This window comes from Clostridium sp. AM27-31LB, from assembly GCF_003480745.1.
Lineage (GTDB): Bacteria > Bacillota > Clostridia > Lachnospirales > Lachnospiraceae > Butyribacter > Butyribacter intestini.
This window is the reverse complement of the sequence record NZ_QUJS01000008.1, coordinates 1-16359: the sequence shown is the minus strand read 5'-3', so window position 1 is coordinate 16359 and position 16359 is coordinate 1. Positions and strand designations below refer to the sequence as shown.

General features: G+C 36.4%; 21 protein-coding genes. 3 read left to right on the top strand and 18 right to left on the bottom strand.

The window, feature by feature from the left end; all coding sequences use genetic code 11:
- Nucleotides 1–5 precede the first annotated feature (5 nt).
- From xseA to spoIIIAA, 11 genes are all read right to left on the bottom strand, one after another.
- Nucleotides 6–1205, bottom strand: a complete 1200-nt coding sequence (gene xseA, locus DW721_RS11730; RefSeq protein ID WP_118745859.1) for an exodeoxyribonuclease VII large subunit — start codon at nt 1203–1205, stop codon at nt 6–8.
- Nucleotides 1206–1271: 66 nt separating this feature from the next.
- Nucleotides 1272–1682, bottom strand: coding sequence for a transcription antitermination factor NusB (gene nusB / locus DW721_RS11725; protein WP_022015115.1), 411 nt, complete (start codon nt 1680–1682; stop codon nt 1272–1274).
- A 16-nt stretch (nt 1683–1698) separates the two neighbouring features.
- A complete protein-coding gene (locus tag DW721_RS11720; protein WP_022015116.1) occupies nt 1699–2055 on the bottom strand; it encodes an Asp23/Gls24 family envelope stress response protein in 357 nt (118 codons plus the stop codon).
- Nucleotides 2056–2170: 115 nt separating this feature from the next.
- Nucleotides 2171–2857, bottom strand: coding sequence for a SpoIIIAH-like family protein (locus DW721_RS11715; RefSeq protein WP_022015117.1), 687 nt, complete (start codon nt 2855–2857; stop codon nt 2171–2173).
- A 105-nt stretch (nt 2858–2962) separates the two neighbouring features.
- The gene (locus DW721_RS11710) at nt 2963–3562 is read right to left on the bottom strand and encodes a stage III sporulation protein AG (protein ID WP_022015118.1); all 600 of its coding nucleotides are present in this window, start codon (nt 3560–3562) and stop codon (nt 2963–2965) included.
- Entirely contained in the window at nt 3553–4089 is a 537-nt protein-coding gene (locus DW721_RS11705) for a stage III sporulation protein AF (protein WP_182436307.1), read from the bottom strand. Before DW721_RS11705 ends, DW721_RS11710 begins: the two co-directional genes overlap by 10 nt.
- A 97-nt stretch (nt 4090–4186) precedes the next feature.
- Nucleotides 4187–5296 (bottom strand): stage III sporulation protein AE, encoded by a 1110-nt coding sequence (locus DW721_RS11700; RefSeq protein ID WP_022015120.1) that lies wholly within the window; start codon nt 5294–5296, stop codon nt 4187–4189.
- Between the two features lie 49 nt (nt 5297–5345).
- On the bottom strand, nt 5346–5729 hold the full coding sequence (spoIIIAD, locus tag DW721_RS11695; protein ID WP_022015121.1) for a stage III sporulation protein AD: 384 nt from the start codon (nt 5727–5729) through the stop codon (nt 5346–5348).
- A 103-nt stretch (nt 5730–5832) separates the two neighbouring features.
- A complete protein-coding gene (gene spoIIIAC, locus DW721_RS11690; protein ID WP_022015122.1) occupies nt 5833–6030 on the bottom strand; it encodes a stage III sporulation protein AC in 198 nt (65 codons plus the stop codon).
- Nucleotides 6031–6042: 12 nt separating this feature from the next.
- Nucleotides 6043–6549 carry a stage III sporulation protein AB gene (locus DW721_RS11685; RefSeq protein ID WP_270467372.1) on the bottom strand — a complete coding sequence of 169 codons (507 nt, stop codon included), beginning with the start codon at nt 6547–6549 and terminating at the stop codon, nt 6043–6045.
- Nucleotides 6550–6557: 8 nt separating this feature from the next.
- Nucleotides 6558–7502 carry a stage III sporulation protein AA gene (spoIIIAA, locus tag DW721_RS11680; RefSeq protein WP_118745857.1) on the bottom strand — a complete coding sequence of 315 codons (945 nt, stop codon included), beginning with the start codon at nt 7500–7502 and terminating at the stop codon, nt 6558–6560.
- Nucleotides 7503–7928: 426 nt separating this feature from the next.
- On the opposite strand from spoIIIAA, the gene DW721_RS11675 reads away from it, so the two are divergent.
- The gene (locus DW721_RS11675; RefSeq protein ID WP_022015125.1) at nt 7929–8708 is read left to right on the top strand and encodes a shikimate dehydrogenase; all 780 of its coding nucleotides are present in this window, start codon (nt 7929–7931) and stop codon (nt 8706–8708) included.
- A 104-nt stretch (nt 8709–8812) separates the two neighbouring features.
- On the opposite strand, the gene galE is transcribed toward DW721_RS11675, so the two are convergent.
- The 4 genes from galE to efp form a co-directional block, all read right to left on the bottom strand.
- Nucleotides 8813–9802: a UDP-glucose 4-epimerase GalE gene (gene galE, locus DW721_RS11670; RefSeq protein WP_022015126.1), complete on the bottom strand. Its 990-nt coding sequence runs from the start codon at nt 9800–9802 to the stop codon at nt 8813–8815.
- A 206-nt stretch (nt 9803–10008) separates the two neighbouring features.
- A complete protein-coding gene (locus tag DW721_RS11665) occupies nt 10009–10608 on the bottom strand; it encodes an HAD family phosphatase (RefSeq protein WP_243036006.1) in 600 nt (199 codons plus the stop codon).
- Nucleotides 10609–10772: 164 nt separating this feature from the next.
- On the bottom strand, nt 10773–11738 hold the full coding sequence (locus DW721_RS11660) for a DUF3878 family protein (protein WP_118745855.1): 966 nt from the start codon (nt 11736–11738) through the stop codon (nt 10773–10775).
- Between the two features lie 195 nt (nt 11739–11933).
- On the bottom strand, nt 11934–12488 hold the full coding sequence (gene efp / locus DW721_RS11655; RefSeq protein WP_022015129.1) for an elongation factor P: 555 nt from the start codon (nt 12486–12488) through the stop codon (nt 11934–11936).
- 317 nt (nt 12489–12805) lie between these two features.
- On the opposite strand from efp, the gene DW721_RS11650 reads away from it, so the two are divergent.
- Entirely contained in the window at nt 12806–13696 is an 891-nt protein-coding gene (locus DW721_RS11650) for a S8 family peptidase (protein ID WP_022015130.1), read from the top strand.
- A 143-nt stretch (nt 13697–13839) separates the two neighbouring features.
- On the opposite strand, the gene DW721_RS11645 is transcribed toward DW721_RS11650, so the two are convergent.
- A complete protein-coding gene (locus DW721_RS11645; protein ID WP_022015131.1) occupies nt 13840–14769 on the bottom strand; it encodes a chemotaxis protein in 930 nt (309 codons plus the stop codon).
- Nucleotides 14770–14928: 159 nt separating this feature from the next.
- On the bottom strand, nt 14929–15123 hold the full coding sequence (locus DW721_RS11640; protein ID WP_118745854.1) for a hypothetical protein: 195 nt from the start codon (nt 15121–15123) through the stop codon (nt 14929–14931).
- 165 nt (nt 15124–15288) lie between these two features.
- Here DW721_RS11640 and DW721_RS11635 point away from each other — a divergent pair, with 165 nt between their 5' ends.
- Nucleotides 15289–15804, top strand: a complete 516-nt coding sequence (locus DW721_RS11635) for a shikimate kinase (RefSeq protein WP_118745853.1) — start codon at nt 15289–15291, stop codon at nt 15802–15804.
- Between the two features lie 282 nt (nt 15805–16086).
- Here DW721_RS11635 and DW721_RS16625 read toward each other — a convergent pair whose 3' ends face one another.
- The gene (locus tag DW721_RS16625; RefSeq protein WP_279221178.1) at nt 16087–16212 is read right to left on the bottom strand and encodes a hypothetical protein; all 126 of its coding nucleotides are present in this window, start codon (nt 16210–16212) and stop codon (nt 16087–16089) included.
- Nucleotides 16213–16359 lie beyond the last annotated feature (147 nt).

The window sequence follows — 16359 nt, the reverse complement described above, 5'->3', positions numbered from 1 at the left end:
AAATCTCACGCTTTTTCTTTCGACGAGATAACAGCCTTTGCATATCCGTCTTTAAATGCAAGGTTTATCTGTTCGCCCTTATCTATATCATCTACTGAATTTATATTTTTTCCGTTTTCATCCGACACATACGCATAACCGCCCTGCAGCTTATAAAGAGGTGAAAGACCTTTCATTTCCTGTACATACAGTTCTAACTGGTGTCTTGACGATATAAGTTTCTGCTTCATAAGCCCCTCTATTTTTTCCTGCATATCAGTAAGATACATCCTGCGCTCATTTATAAGATTTTGCGGACTTTCATGTGAAAGCATCGTCATATACCGGGCAAGTTTTAATTTTTTTATCTTTAATAAATTTGTCATCTGCCAGTTCAAAGAATATTCTGCTTCTCTTAAGGCAATGACCGTCTCACGGTACGAATACACTGCAAGTTCTGCTGCCGCAGACGGTGTCGGTGCACGAAGATCCGCCGCATAATCAGCTATTGTCGTGTCTGTCTCATGCCCTACCGCACTTATCACCGGCTTTTTGCAAGCCGCTATAACTCTTGCAAGCTGCTCATCATTAAATGCCTGTAGATCCTCTATTGAACCGCCGCCTCGTCCTATTATTATCGTATCAACATCCGTTTTTTCAAAATATCTTATCCCTTTTATAATAGTATCTGCTGCCCCTGTTCCCTGAACTTTGGCGGGATATAAGATTATCTGCACATACGGATTTCTCCTCTTTGAGACATTGCATATATCCTGTATGACTGCCCCTGTTCCCGCAGTGACAACACCAATCTTTTTTGCATAAGACGGTATCTTTCGTTTTCTTGTATCATCAAAAAGCCCCTCCGCTAAGAGACGCTTTTTCAACTTCTCATATTCTTCATACAGCTTTCCTGCCCCCTCTTTTGTTATGCTCCTTGCATAGAGCTGGTATTTTCCGTCTCTCTCGTAAACACCGATATTGCCATCCACAACAATACTCTGCCCTTCCTCAAGGGTAAACAAAAGATTTTTCCTCATGGATGCAAACATTACGCATGAAAGCTGCGATGCCCTGTCCTTTATAGTAAAATAAATATGTCCCGATGAATGATATTTACAATTTGACACTTCGCCTTTCACTGAAATATTATTTAACATATAATCTCTTATAAACATATTTTTTATATACATATTTACCTGAGATACCGAACTTACCTGTCCCATCTTAAAACCTTTCTTATTCTACAAAAAGGGCAACATCAGTATGCTGCCCTTATAAAGAAATTTAAGCTACTCTGACACTTCTTTTACAACAGATGCAAGTATTCCGTTGATAAAACCAGATGCCTTGTCTGCTCCATATGCTTTTGCAAGCTCTACCGCCTCGTTGATCGCAACCTTGTTTGGAACATCCTCAACATAAAGCAGTTCATAAACTCCGAGTCTGAGTATCGTAAGCTCAGATTTTGCAATCCTGTTTATCGTCCATCCGTTTGCTTTTTCCTCTATCTTTGCGTCAATATCCTCTAAATTTTCAACAAGTTCATTGAATTTATCCCTGAGTTCTCTTTTATCTTTTTCATCTGCCATTTCTAAATCTTCAAGATAAATCTCAATCTGCGTCCTAAGTGACTCCTTATCATGAAATTCAACCTGAAAAAGCATCTTATACAAATTTTCTCTTATCTGTCTTCTAGTCATATATAACTCCTTAATTTTATGCGTCAAGATTTACGCCGGCTACTCTGACATTTACGCCTGACACTTTAAGTCCGGTCATAGTCTCTATCTGCTGGCTTACTCTGCTCTGTACCTGTTTTGAAATTTTTGGAATACTATAACCGTATTTTACGATTATCATCATATCTACATGAACACGACCCTCATTCATGAGCACACGAACACCTTTTGTATTTTTAACGCCAAATTTATTCATACCCGCCATAGAATTTACACCCTCGACCTCGGTAGCCGCAAGTGCTGCTATAACAGACACAACATCAGAAGCAATCTTTACTTCACCTATATCTTTTTTTTCCATAATGATGTCTTCTGTCATCTGTTCTTTTGCCATAATGTTTACCTCCTTCACTATACAAAACAGTGCATTATAAATTGCTGCTCACGATTTTCCCGCAAACAGCAACCGTTATGGTACTATTATAGCAAAATCACAGACTTTTGCAATATCATTTGACATTTACAGGTGTAATTACTATTTTATCAGCCGTAATGCCTGTTTTTCTTTTAACTATATCCTCTATCTGGGCTATCTGTTTATTTGTAAGCCCCTCTGAACTAACAATAACATCTGCATTTCCACTGCTTATGCTTACCATTGCATTTTCAAATCCTTTAGCCTGCAGCATAAGCTCTGCGGCATTTTCTTTTTCTGAAATCTTAGTCATGGCTGCCACCTGTTTAATTGCACTCTTTTTGTCAGCAGATGCAATCTTATCATCATTTATTATGTTCATAAGTGTCTCTTTATTTTTGGCTCTGCTCTGCTCCCTGTTAAGCTTTGACGATGCAAAATAATCAGAACCTATGTTATTTGAAACCATAACGGCCTCCCCCGGATTTTCCTCAGATGCCTGAACCTCGCCGCTGTCTGCCAATTCATAACCATCCTCTGAAGAAGCATCATCCTTTGACGATGCACTTTTCTCTTCCTTTGCATCAGAATCCGATGCCTGTTCATCCTCCGCCGAAATATCAACTGTCGTATCCTTAACCGTCTCCGGAACCACAGTTGTCTTAGCCGAAATACCATTCGTTGTAATCTTCTGCCCCGTAAAATTCAAATAACCTGCTGCAATTATCATCAAAGCCAGTGCCGTGATGACTATTCCGTTTTTACGACTTGATTTACTCATAATATAATCCCCATTTCTGCACACATATATAATATATATCAAGTTTGTGTCAAGTGTGCACAGACACAAATCTTGCGTGTGAAAAATCTTGCATATATGGATTTTTCACGCTGTCATTCTTGTTATTTTGATTTTATGTGACTCAATGTCAAATAATGCCCCTATCATCTCAATTATCTCACTGTCTTTTTTCCCGCCGTCCGCACCCTCGCACACGACAGCAACTCCTGCTATCTTAGGTGCGGTGACACTGACAACATATGGGTTTTCATCACCATTATTTTTTATTAGCACGCTCTCACTTTTTTTGCTGACCGAGTCTGTGTCTTTTCCCTTGTTTTCTCCTGTCTCCGTATCTTTAAGTGCAACCTTTTCCTCAGATGAAGCAAGCGTTACCATCACTTTCACCTCTCCCACCCCGTCCATACTCTCAAGCATCGTCTTTAACTTAATTTCCTGTTGTTTTGCATATTTGTTCATAATATCAAGTGCGTCATCTTCACTAAGTATATTTTCATTTTCCGTATTTTTTCCACTGTCACTCTCCTTTACCACACTGCCGCCGTCAAACAGACTCCCGGCAAGTATCACAACACCACATATTATGATAATAACTATTCTGCCTATGCCAAAATCATGCATAAGACTTCCTTTTATTTTTTCTCCTGATAAATTTTTAAGCTTATCCTTTATATTTATTTCCAAATCTTCACCTTCCCCCCGTCAAGCATGTAGCTGTCACATATATCATTTTTTAGCCTTTTCTCGTTCTTATCAAGTTTATCCCTGCTCCCTGATATATCTGAATATGCTGCCACTGCACCATCTTTCATGCTGACATTTACCATGACTATTTCAAGCTCCTCGTCAGACATTTTTGTCTCAACATCAACGCTATTGCAGTCAACGCCGTCTTTTTGTGCCATCTTTTTTATCTGCCCCTCAATCTTTGACTCACACTGTCTTACAAGCACATCCCTCATCTTTCCGTCGGCTGTTTTTATACTGCCTATCGAATCCTTTATTTCTAAGCTATATATATTTTTTTGCAATATATCGTAATAATCATTATCGCTGCTCAAAAAATCTATAAAAGGCGTTATTACTATCAATATCATTATGAGTCCACAGAAAAATTGAAAATACTGTTTATATTCATCCTTGATAATAAGTCCTTTTAAGACAGAAGTTATGATAGTAAAAACCAAAACATTACAAATAATTTTTTCCATATTCATTTGGCATCCCCATTTCATACTAATTCACATTCCTAACACACTTTTTTCATATTAACTTTGTGTCAATATGTACAGACATAAATCTTGTTTATTAATTTGTCATTGTACTTATGACTGCTATTGATATTGCAAAAAACATCGCCGCAAGTCCCACGGCATATGCCAGAAGTTTTATTGCATCAGAGGTCATCGAAAGACATTTGATTATCCGCTTGTCTGACACAGGCTGCAACACAGCCGAAAGCCCCTTATATGCAAACTCCGATACCCACAGCCTGATTAGCGGCATTGCACATATGATAATAAGCACAACTATCCCAGCCACACCGACTGCATTTTTTACAAGACTTCCTGCCAGAAGCACCGAACTCGCCGCACTGCTTATCGTATTGCCTATTCCCGGCACCATGCTGCCAACCTTTACCAGTGCGGAATTTTTTGCCTCTGCTGCCAGCGGTGCAATCATTCCCTGCACGACATTTACCCCCATTAACACGACTGACATCGTTTTCATAGAAAAACTCAATATATCTTTTACAAACTCTGCCATCTTTGAAAACATTTCCTCCTCTGACAACTGGTCTGCTATCCGAAGCCAGAAATATATCTTTACACCCGGCAGCACAAACTTCAACAATATAAAATCAGCAACCGTCAGCATAAGAAGTGTTATCTGGTAATAACCGGTCCCAAGTCCCGCCCCTTTTGTAAATGACAGACAGGTAAAATATGTAGGGGCAAGAACTTTCATAAAATCAAATATCTTTGTAAGCGTCTCCTCGGCTATTGTACTTGTCCGCATAAAAGAAACCGAAAGTACAGAAAAAAACAAAACATATATTGTATAAAATCCCATCTGTGCCACTCGCTTTCCCTGAAGCAGCTTTGAAAAGTTTGTTATCACGGCCCCCGACAAAGCTATGAGTATTATATTTGTGTATAAACTCTTTTCATCATTAAGATTTGATACTATACCATCTGCTATCTGTTTTAATATGTTATTGAAATCTATGCCCTTTCCCGAATTTATTGTCTTTCCGACAAAATCCCCAAAGTCAAAGGACTGATTTTCAAGCAGCTTATCCATCGTACTCTGTATATCCCCTGACGATATTTCGTCCATAATGCCATTATATAATTCTTCATCATCGACGCTCTCCACACCTTTTCCTCCTTTAGACCGTTTATTTAACACTACCATAGAAGTTCCCCACTTCTATTGCGTAGAGTAATACATAGATACAGAATCTTTATTTTCCCATAATACTGCTTATCGTCTCAAACAATGTTGTGATTATCGGCATACTAACTGCAAGTATCATTATCTTTCCGAAAAATTCAACCTGATTTCCTATCGCACTGTACCCTGAATCACGGCAGAGTGATGCTCCAAACTCTGCAATATATGTAATCGAGATAATCTTAAATAATATACCGAGATATACTGACTGTTCTCCCATATATTTATTTATCTTTGTTATCACCCTGATTATCTCAGCAATCTTCGATACCGCACAGCCGAGTATAAGCATACACCCGCTTATAATTATCAATGTTGAAAACTCAGGTTTACTTTCTTTTAAAGGCAGTGCGAGAAAAACCGCCATCACACCTATTATCGCTATTTTAAGCATATTTTCTCATCTTCCCTATCTTATTTTGTCAATTTTTTGATGCACTTTCTTTTTTTATTTTGACTGCTTTTTGATACATTTAATATTTTCCAAGTCAGCCATCTTACCCTATTGAAAACAATTTTTCCACTGTCTCAAACAACTGCTCTATATACGGAACTATCCATAAAAATACAAGTATAAGTCCTGCAAGACTCACCAAAAAAGCCTGTTCATCCCTGCCCGAATGTTTTAGAACGGTTCCAAGCACCGATACAAGTATTCCGACCGCTGCAATTCTAAAAATTAAATTTATAGTCATTTATCTCCCCTTTTAAAAAAGACATATTCCCGCCATCAGGCCTGATATAAGTCCCATAAAAATACATACTTTTTTCTGCTCTCTCATTTTTTGTCTTGCATCTGAAATATTGCCCTCTATTCTTTTTTCGTACATCTTTATCTCATTTATCTGTGAGTATATGTCAAGTGTTCCAAAACTCTCCCCAAAACGATATATTATATTTTTATCCTCAGCACTCAAAAGTTCCCAGTATTTGTACCCATCAAGATACTCTTTCCAAAATGTCCCTATAAGCCCCTCATTCTTATATTTAGTCTGCTTTGACATCTCACCCCAGAATTTTTTTCCATATACACTCATATTTTCAATGCGGCTGCATATCTGCGACATACTTTCCGCTGAATAATTTATCTCCCCGGCTATCTCAATAAATATGGTCTGCCACTCCTCCAAAACCCTGACACGCAGCATATACCTCTCCCATGCATAAATGCCTGCCATAACACCTCCTGCTGCCAGCATTAGAAATCCTGCCAGTTTTACCGTTAATATATGACATTCCCCCTGTCATCAAATATTGCAGCTATCTGTCCCATCTTTCCTCTTTTCAGGACAATATAACGCTTAAATCTCCGTTTTCTCACAAGTTCACCTATCACCGGCTTGTTTATCACCTCATCCATATCAAGACCATGAACGGTCGCTATAACATTTATCCCACAGTTCATCACATACTCTATCGCCGCCGCATCATCCTTTGAGCCAATCTCATCGACCGCCACTATCTCTGGTGCCATAGAGCGTACCATCATCATCATGCCCTGCGATTTTGGGCAGCCATCGAGCACATCCGTACGGCAGCCTATGTTATTTTGCGGACATCCTAAATGACAGGCACCTATTTCTGAACGCTCATCCACTATTCCTACCGTCATACCCCTGTCAATATCACTTCCATCAGCCGCTATACGCACAATGTCTCTCAAAAGAGTCGTCTTTCCGCATCTTGGCGGTGAGATTATAAGCGTGTTAAAAAATTCACTCTCATCCCTAAGATACCTCATCACACCTCTTGCACAGCCTATTACTTCATGGGACACTCTTATATTTATAAAAGAAATATAGCTTATATTTCTTATCTTTCCGCTGTCCCATATAATCTTGCCTGCTACTCCTACCCTGTGACCGCCCTCAACAGTGATAAAACCCTGTCGTATCTCCTCCTCAAAAGCATATCTTGAATAATTGCTTATATAGACCATTGCTTCTTTTATCTGTGCACAACTCACCCTGTAGCCGTTTTTTCTCTCTTTTGTCATCTCACCTCTGCACGAAATAAAATATTCCATGGAGTCGTACAATATCATAATTGGCATATTCACACGCAGCCTTATCTCCTGCAATTTTGAAAACTCAATATCACAAAACTTAAAAAGTTTTCTTATGTCAAGCGGCAGAAGTTTTATTATCTCATCTTTCTTTTTGTCCACCGTATCACCTCCATATCTGACATAAAATAAAAATACATCCCCCTAGTGTACCAAAAACTACTGCCAGTCATATTGCGTTTGTATGAACAATAACCGGCAACTCATCTACATCTTGTCTGTATAGTTACATTTATATGTCCGTCCCTCTTAAATATGTTATTCACTCTCAATTATGTTAAATTTAATATTGCCATTCACACTTAAATGTCTAAATTTTCCAATATTTAATCACCTGATTGCTAAACATCAACAAGTTTATTGCTTATATTTATTAAATGCTGTATTATAATAATGCTGAAGTTTTTTACGCCCTTCTCTTTAGTGCCAGATATATAAACTGCCGCCATATATTTACAGATGTAAAAAACTAAATTTGATTTACAGCAAAAATATTATCATCCAAAGACTTGAAAGTGAGGTTACAAAATGGAATACGGATTAATTGGAGAAAAACTCGGACACAGCTATTCAAAAGAAATTCATGAAAGTCTCGCTGACTATACATATGAAATACATCCGGTCAGCAAAGAAGATTTTAATGATTTTATGAGTAAGCATGAATTTAAGTCGATAAATGTCACTATCCCTTACAAAAAGGATGTAATTCCTTATCTTGATGAACTTGATGAAAATGCGAAAGCAATCGGAGCAGTAAATACTATAGTAAATAAAAACGGAAAACTTTACGGACACAATACTGATTTCTCAGGGTTTATGTATATGCTCAAAAAGCATAATATCAAGATAGAAGGTAAAAAATGTGTCGTACTCGGTGACGGCGGTGCATCAAAGGCTGTTGTAGCAGTCCTAAAAAAAATGGGAGCAAAAGAGGTTATCATCGTCGATATTATAAAGACAGATTCAGCAATTACTTACGATGAATGTTTTGCAAAACACACAGATGCAGAATTTATAGCAAATACAAGCCCTGTAGGTATGTTCCCTAAATGTGACGCTTCACCTGTTGACCTTACAAAATTCCCTAAATGCGAAGCAGTTGCAGATGTTATCTACAATCCGCTTGAAACCAAACTTGTTGCACAGGCAAAAGAACTCGGAATGACAGGTGTAAACGGTCTTGAAATGCTCGTCGCACAGGCACTTTACGCCGTAGAATTTTTCCTTGAGAAAAAACTTGATGAGGCTGAGATAGATAAGGTTTACAAAAAAATATATACAGATAAACTTGCAGAACAGGAAAAATAATTTCTGCTTTTATATCGACATAACAAAACCCGACAGCAATGCCTTTTAACATTACTGTCGGGTTTTCTATATTTTATCAACATATGCTATAGATTATATTTATCTTATTTTGCATATCCATTCGGATGATTTTTATGCCACTTCCATGCTGTTGCAATTATCTCTTCTAGGTCTGCGTGTTCAGGTTTCCAACCAAGTATGCTCTTTGCTTTTTCGCTCGATGCGATAAGTTTTGCCGGATCTCCTCCACGGCGTGGTGAAATAACTGCCGGAATAGGATGTCCCGTCACTTTTCTTGCTGTCTCTATTACTTCTTTTACAGTAAATCCTACACCGTTACCGAGGTTAAAAACATCACTCTTTCCTCCGTCCATAAGATATTTAACAGCAAGTATATGTGCCTGTGCAAGATCTGTTACATGAATATAATCTCTCACGCATGTACCGTCTTTTGTATCATAATCATCACCGAAAATGCTTATTGATTCTCTCTGTCCGTTAGGTACCTGAAGAATAAGCGGAATAAGATGTGTCTCAGGATTATGAGCTTCTCCTATTTCGCCGCTGACATGAGCTCCGCAGGCATTAAAATATCTGAGTGCAACATAATGAACACCATGTGCAACATCTGTCCACTTCATCATTTTTTCCATAGAAAGTTTTGTCTCTCCATATGGATTTGTAGGCTCTGTCTTGTCCGACTCAAGAATAGGAATACTCTCAGGCTCTCCATAAGTTGCTGCCGTTGAAGAAAATACGATTTTCTTAACATCATGTTCTACCATACTCTGAAGAAGCACCTTTGTACCATAAAGGTTATTGTCATAATACTTCAACGGATTTGTCATACTCTCACCTACAAGTGAGTTTGCGGCAAAATGAATGACTGCATCTATTTTTTCATTATCAAAAACACTGTCAATAAACTTCTTATCTCTTATGTCTCCCTGATAAAACTTTGCTTTCGGATTTACAGCCTCAATATGTCCTGTCTCCAAGCTGTCAGCTATAACTACTTCTTCCCCTGCATCCACAAGCTCGCTGACTGTATGTGAACCGATATATCCAGCTCCGCCTAATACTAATATTTTCATGAAAACCTCCCTTTCTGCGATATAAACCGCTATGCAACATTTTATAATTCCCTGAGTAATAATTATATTCCAACCGTTTTACTATGTAAAGTTGAAATTCCTCAGAATTTTCTTACTGTAACAGTTCAGCTATAAAAAATAATTAACAGTACCGAACTTATTTATGGAATTATGAATATAATAAATTAAAGCCTAATCTGTTACTTTTAAAATCTGTCAAGCTCATCCAATAAAACCTGCTCAGATAAAATTTTTACTGACTTCATTCCAAATTTAATGGCACCCTCAACATTTTCTGACCTGTCATCAAAGAAAATGCTCTCGCTCCTGTCAAGCCCGTATTTATCACATAATGCCTTATAAATATCCTCTGCCGGCTTTGCTTTATGTATCATATAAGAGACCATAAGTCCGTCAATATCATCCATAAAATCAGCATATTCCGTGTGCTTCTTAAACAGTGATTCAGGATAATTCGACAAAATATAGATTTTATATCCTTTTTGTTTTAATTCATGAACCTTTTTCCACACTTTCGGTCTTGGCACCTGCATATATTCACCATGTCTTATAAACCATCTGATAACATCCTCATCACCAGGATATTTTTTGCAGAATATATCAGTAATCTCCTCATCAGACTTTATACCAAGGTCAAAAATATCCCATGTCCTGTCAGGATCATTAAACATCTGAGTTCCGACTCTTATGGCATTGTCCTCGTCAAGACCATAATCCATAAACATCTCTTTCCATCTGTAATCAAAAAGCACTCCTCCTACATCAAAAATAAGATTTTTAATCATATCCTTATAACCCTTTCTAATATACATCCATTTATTTAATTGCAAAACTACTTATCTAATTTCCGATTTTAAAACTACATATCTATACATTTTTTAATCATTTTCTTCTTTATTTATACATTGTCATTTAAAAAAATTATTTAATGCTTCAAACATAACAATCTTTATTCTATTTTCTCAATCCTTACACTGCTGTTTACAAGACCATCTTTCCATAACATAACATAAACATTAAATTCCACACTGTCACAGTCATAGACAAACTGTTCTTCTTTATATACAACAGCTTCCATACCGGCTTTTTCCAACTCATTTTTTCTCTTAACAGCCTTATCCAGCAATTTTTTATTTCTTTCATCAAAGCTTTTTCCAAAACTTCTGTCTGGATAAACTGCTGCCGCTTCTTCTATGTATTTCATAAGTAGTTGTATTACCTTTTTATGCTCTTTTCGCCTAAAAAGTTTAGCCATTTTTTTTGCATTTTTTATAGTCGGATTTTCTCCATATTGCAAAAGTTTTTCTTCTAATTCAGTGTCCCCTGCTTTTTTAGCAATTTCCATCATAAAATTATTAGCATCTTTAGATAGATGCCATTTATCCTCAAGCGGCACCTGATAGATATCAGGAACACAAGGATAATTGCAATAATTCAGCGGTGGAAACTGCTTTAAAGATGCGATCTTTAATTCATTGTCAGTGCAGGATTCTTTTCCTATATAGCACATCTTATCCCAGACAATAGCCACCTGATACTCAAGCACACGCAGATGTTCATAACCCTTTATCCAAAAATGTCCTATTTTCCCATAATTATAATAATAATTTTCAAGTTCCACATCATCAAAAAAGATTAAAAAATATGACTGTTCCTGCTTAATTATAAGTACATAACCCTCTTCTCTCTTTTCAAGTTCAATATCCGTAAACCCCTCAAATTTATCATTGTATTCACCGGTGTATTTTGCATTTTTAAATACCAAAAAACTTTCAACCGTATCATTCATAAGATAAATAATACGGAAATCTCCCCTGCCATTTTCATCAATAATATTTTTCTCATCAAGCACAACAGGCTCAAACATTCCCTGCTCAATGAGCATATTTAATTTATCTATATTGGTCAGATTCACCTTATCTTTGCTCCCTCTTTACTTTTTATATAAGTTTTACGCATAAATCTTTTTGCGTATTTGTTACCTACGCGTTACTTATGTGTTACCTTTAGACCCTTTTTAGCACACCTTTACATCAACTTGCACAAAGGGCGCAATCCTTGAAAACACGGGGTTTCCATAGAATTACGCCCTTTTAAGAAATAAATTGAATTAAACTCTCTTAAGATATTCTCCTGTACGTGTATCGATACTGATACGGTCTCCTGTCTCTACAAAGAGAGGTACACTTACCTGTGCTCCTGTCTCTACTATAGCAGGCTTAGAGGCACCCTGTGCAGTATCGCCCTTAAATCCAGGCTCTGTCTCTGTAATCTCTAACTCTACAAAAAGAGGCGGCTCAATAGCAAATACCTCACCATTGTGCGAAAGCATCTTAACCATCTCATTCTCTTTAACAAATTTAAGAGAATCACCAACCTGATCTGCTGTCATATCAATCTGGTCATATGTTTCTGTATTCATGAAATGATACATATCGTCTGCATATAAATACTGCATTTCCTGACGCTCAATGTGAGCCTGAGGACATTTCTCAGTTGGACGGAAAGTTTTCTCAACAACACCACCATTTTTGATGTTCTTAAGCTTTGTTCTTACGAATGCAGCACCCTTACCAGGTTTTACATGCTGAAACTCGATTACCTGATATACATTGCCTTCAAACTCAATAGTTAAACCATTTCTAAAATCTCCTGCTGATACCATTATCAAAATCCTCCTTAATGTGTGACTTCTGCGTCCCATTGTCTGCATCATAAAATGCGACAAAACTCTTTTACTATTTTATCCTATTTTTCAACTTATTTCAAGTATTTATTTTTCAGAAAATATAACATCTATGCCAATAGCATCGTTTCAAGCCTATTGCCTTAGCAAAACTAATATATAATACAATAACAATTAACTATTCCATTTTGGACATCGAATTCTCTTTTACTCTGGCAAAACTATTATATTAAGTAACAAAGAAAACACATTATGCATATTGATATTATAACCAGTTAGATTGCGAGTATTACCTGATGAACCGCGTTGCTTCTGTTATAAAACTCGATTATGCAAGAAAACAAGGACTTACGGGCAAAAATGTAGGTATTGCAGTTATGGATACCGGTATCAGCCCTCACCCTGATATAGTATATAATGATGGTCCTTTTGTTTCATTTTTTGATACCATAAATCACCAAAACAGACTTTATGACGATAATGGACACGGCACCCATGTCGCAGGCATAATAGCAGGAAATGGCATGATGTCTAATAAATTATATGAAGGCATTGCACCAGACTGTAAACTTCACATAATAAAAATACTTGACAAAAATGGTGAGGGAAACATTAAAAATGTGATGTCAGGAATCAACTGGCTATTAAAGAACAAAGACAAATACAATATACGGATTGTAAATATTTCCGTTGGAAGCGTATCCATAAAGAAATTTGATGAAAATTCTCCTCTTGTAAGGTCGATAAATACACTTTGGGAAGCTGGATTAATTGTCGTAACGGCTGCTGGAAACAATGGTCCGGCTGATTATACCATAGGTGCTCCCGGAAACAGCAGAAAAATAATCACCGTAGGGACATCTGACACTGTTTTTGGTAGATTTTCGCATGATTTTTCAGGTCGTGGTCCGACATCAAATTGTATAAAAAAGCCTGATATAGTAGCCCCGGGACTTAATATCATAAGTTGTAATAACAAAACAACCCCTGCCCTATACATCCCCAGAAGCGGAACTTCAATGTCAACCCCTATAGTAAGTGGATGTATTGCACTTCTATTAGAAAAATTTCCTTATATGACTAACAAGGATGTAAAACTCCATCTGAAACGAAATGGTATTAATCTCAAACTTCCACACACTAAACAAGGATGGGGCCTAATACGCTGTGATACGCTGTTAAGGTAAAAAGGGCAAAACCAGCGTTTTGCCCTCCAAGAATTGCTTTGCAATTCTCATTGGTGTCACGCTACTTTACGAGCTTTTTACTACTATATTTAAAAAAGACTATTGCAAATCGTAAAATCTAATATGCAACAGTCTTTTTACTTTTATTTGTTTTCGTTTTCTTCTTCTGCTTTTTTCGCTAAAATCTCATCAAGTTTCTTAATAAATTCACCTATATCATTCTTAGATAACTGTGCATCTGCTCCAAGCGACTCGCCTTTTTTCCTCATTTCTTCATTTATTAACGATGAGAAGATTATAACAGGAATATCCTTTAAATCAGGATCATTCTTGATAAGTTTAAGCAATCTGTGTCCATCCATCTGAGGCATCTCAATGTCAGTTACAACACATGCAACATTTTCCTTAACGGTTCCTTCTTCTTTATATTTCTGAAGAATATTCCAAAGCTCCAAACCATTATTTGTAGGAAGAATACGTGTATAACCGGCTTTTGACAGACCATCATAGATAAGTGTACTGAGAAGCTGTGAATCCTCTGCATATATAATAGGCTGATTGTTTTTTCTTCTATCTCCAAGTCCATCAATATCTTTAAGGTTGATACCCACATCTGGTGTGATGTCAGCAACGATTTTCTCAAAGTCAATTAAAATTACAAGTTTATCATCAATATTTATAATACCTGTAGTCACTCCCGTCTTTGCATTATTTATCATGCTGTCAGGCTTTATAATCTGTGACCAGTTTACTCTATGTATTCCGACAACTCCATTTACATGAAATCCTGATAACAGACCATTAAAATTTGTAACAAGAAACATATCCTTTGATGTATCAGTCTCTTCTTTCATACCAAGACATCTCGCCAGATTAATGATTGATATTGTTTCTCCTCTGGTACTAAATGCCCCCTCTACATTTGGATGTGCCTTAGGTACCGGAGTAAGTGGCTGGTATGTCATAATCTCCTTTACTTTAGCAACATTTATACCATAATAATTGCCACCGACCGTAAATTCAAGTATCTCAAGTTCGTTAGTACCGCTTTCTAATAATATATTTGTATCCATTATTGCCGACCTCCTCAGCTTTTCTTCTTATTATTGCAAAATGTCTGTATATACAAATATGCAAACTTTAATAATCATATATATTATATATTACATTATTAGCACATATTTGTAAACCGTCACAATCGACATAATAACGGTTAATAATGGATATTAAAATCAAAATGCTTCTATATCATATCCACCCTTAAATGTTTTTCCAGCTTCAAACCTATTACCCCATTTCCGTTTTTTCCATTCACCTTTGTAGTTTATACTATCACATCTTCCATACCACGATTCTATACATACAAAAGGTGCATTTTTCTTTGGTGGTGACCATAAAACAGATATCGGAGCTGTTCTTACCCTCAAACTTTTGAATCAGCCTCCCATAAAAATTGCTGCTATCATTTTTTCTTATCAAGGACTTATCTTTTTGACATATCCTGTCTTTCGTATTAAAATATTATACATTATACAGTCACTAACATGCATAACTCATGTATGATGATCATCAATAAGGGGGAACTAATATTAATGACTACCAAACCATATAATAAAGATAATCTTATCCTAATAGGTATGCCGGGTGCCGGAAAAAGTACAATAGGCATTGTTCTTGCAAAAGTTATTGGATATACTTTTATAGACTCGGACATCATTATTCAAAATGAAAAAAATATGCTTTTACACGAACTTATTGACAAATATGGTCTGGATGGTTTCAACTCAATAGAAAATGAAATCAACTCTAAAATAAATGCCCACAAAAGCATTATTGCAACAGGTGGAAGTGCTGTTTACGGTAAAGATGCCATGACACATTTAAGCTCAATCGGTACCGTTATTTATCTTAAACTTCCCTACGAGGAAATCGAAGAACGTTTAGGAGATTTGACCAAACGCGGTGTCTCAATAAAAAAAGGACAAACTTTAAAATCATTGTACAATGAACGCATAGTACTATATGAAAAGTATGCTGATATTACTATTGAGTGTTCTAACAAAAAAATTGGACGAATAGCCGAAGAAATAAAGACACTTTTATTTTAGATAGCATAACCAGTCTAGTTAATATAATTATTAAAAAAGTATTCTACATAATAAAAAATCTCTGCGATAAATCCTCTACTGAAATTTTATATGGATTTATCATAGAGTTTTTTTATCATATATGACTTATTAAATAATATCGAGCAATATTTACATTATATAATGTTCAAAAGCAGACAACAATATATATAAACATACAACAACTATATCTACATTCATGTATATAGAACTTATATTGCTTATTCATTAAATAAAAATAAAAAAAAAGAAGCCTTACGGCTTCTAAATTACTGATACATTCAAAACTGTATATTGAATATTTATGACTTCCTTTTTATTGCAAGAAGAATCTTCGTTCTGTTCAGGTGCTCTAAGCTTCATGTCATTCATATGCTTCGCATATTTCATGTCATTCCACTCAAATACCGGTCTGACTACAAGTCAAATCTGAAAACAAGTTTTCACTTTGCCTTGTCTGTCATCCCTGCACCTTCACTCCTTTGGTCAAGCCCTCGACCTATTAGTGACAGTCAGCTACATGTGTTACCACACTTC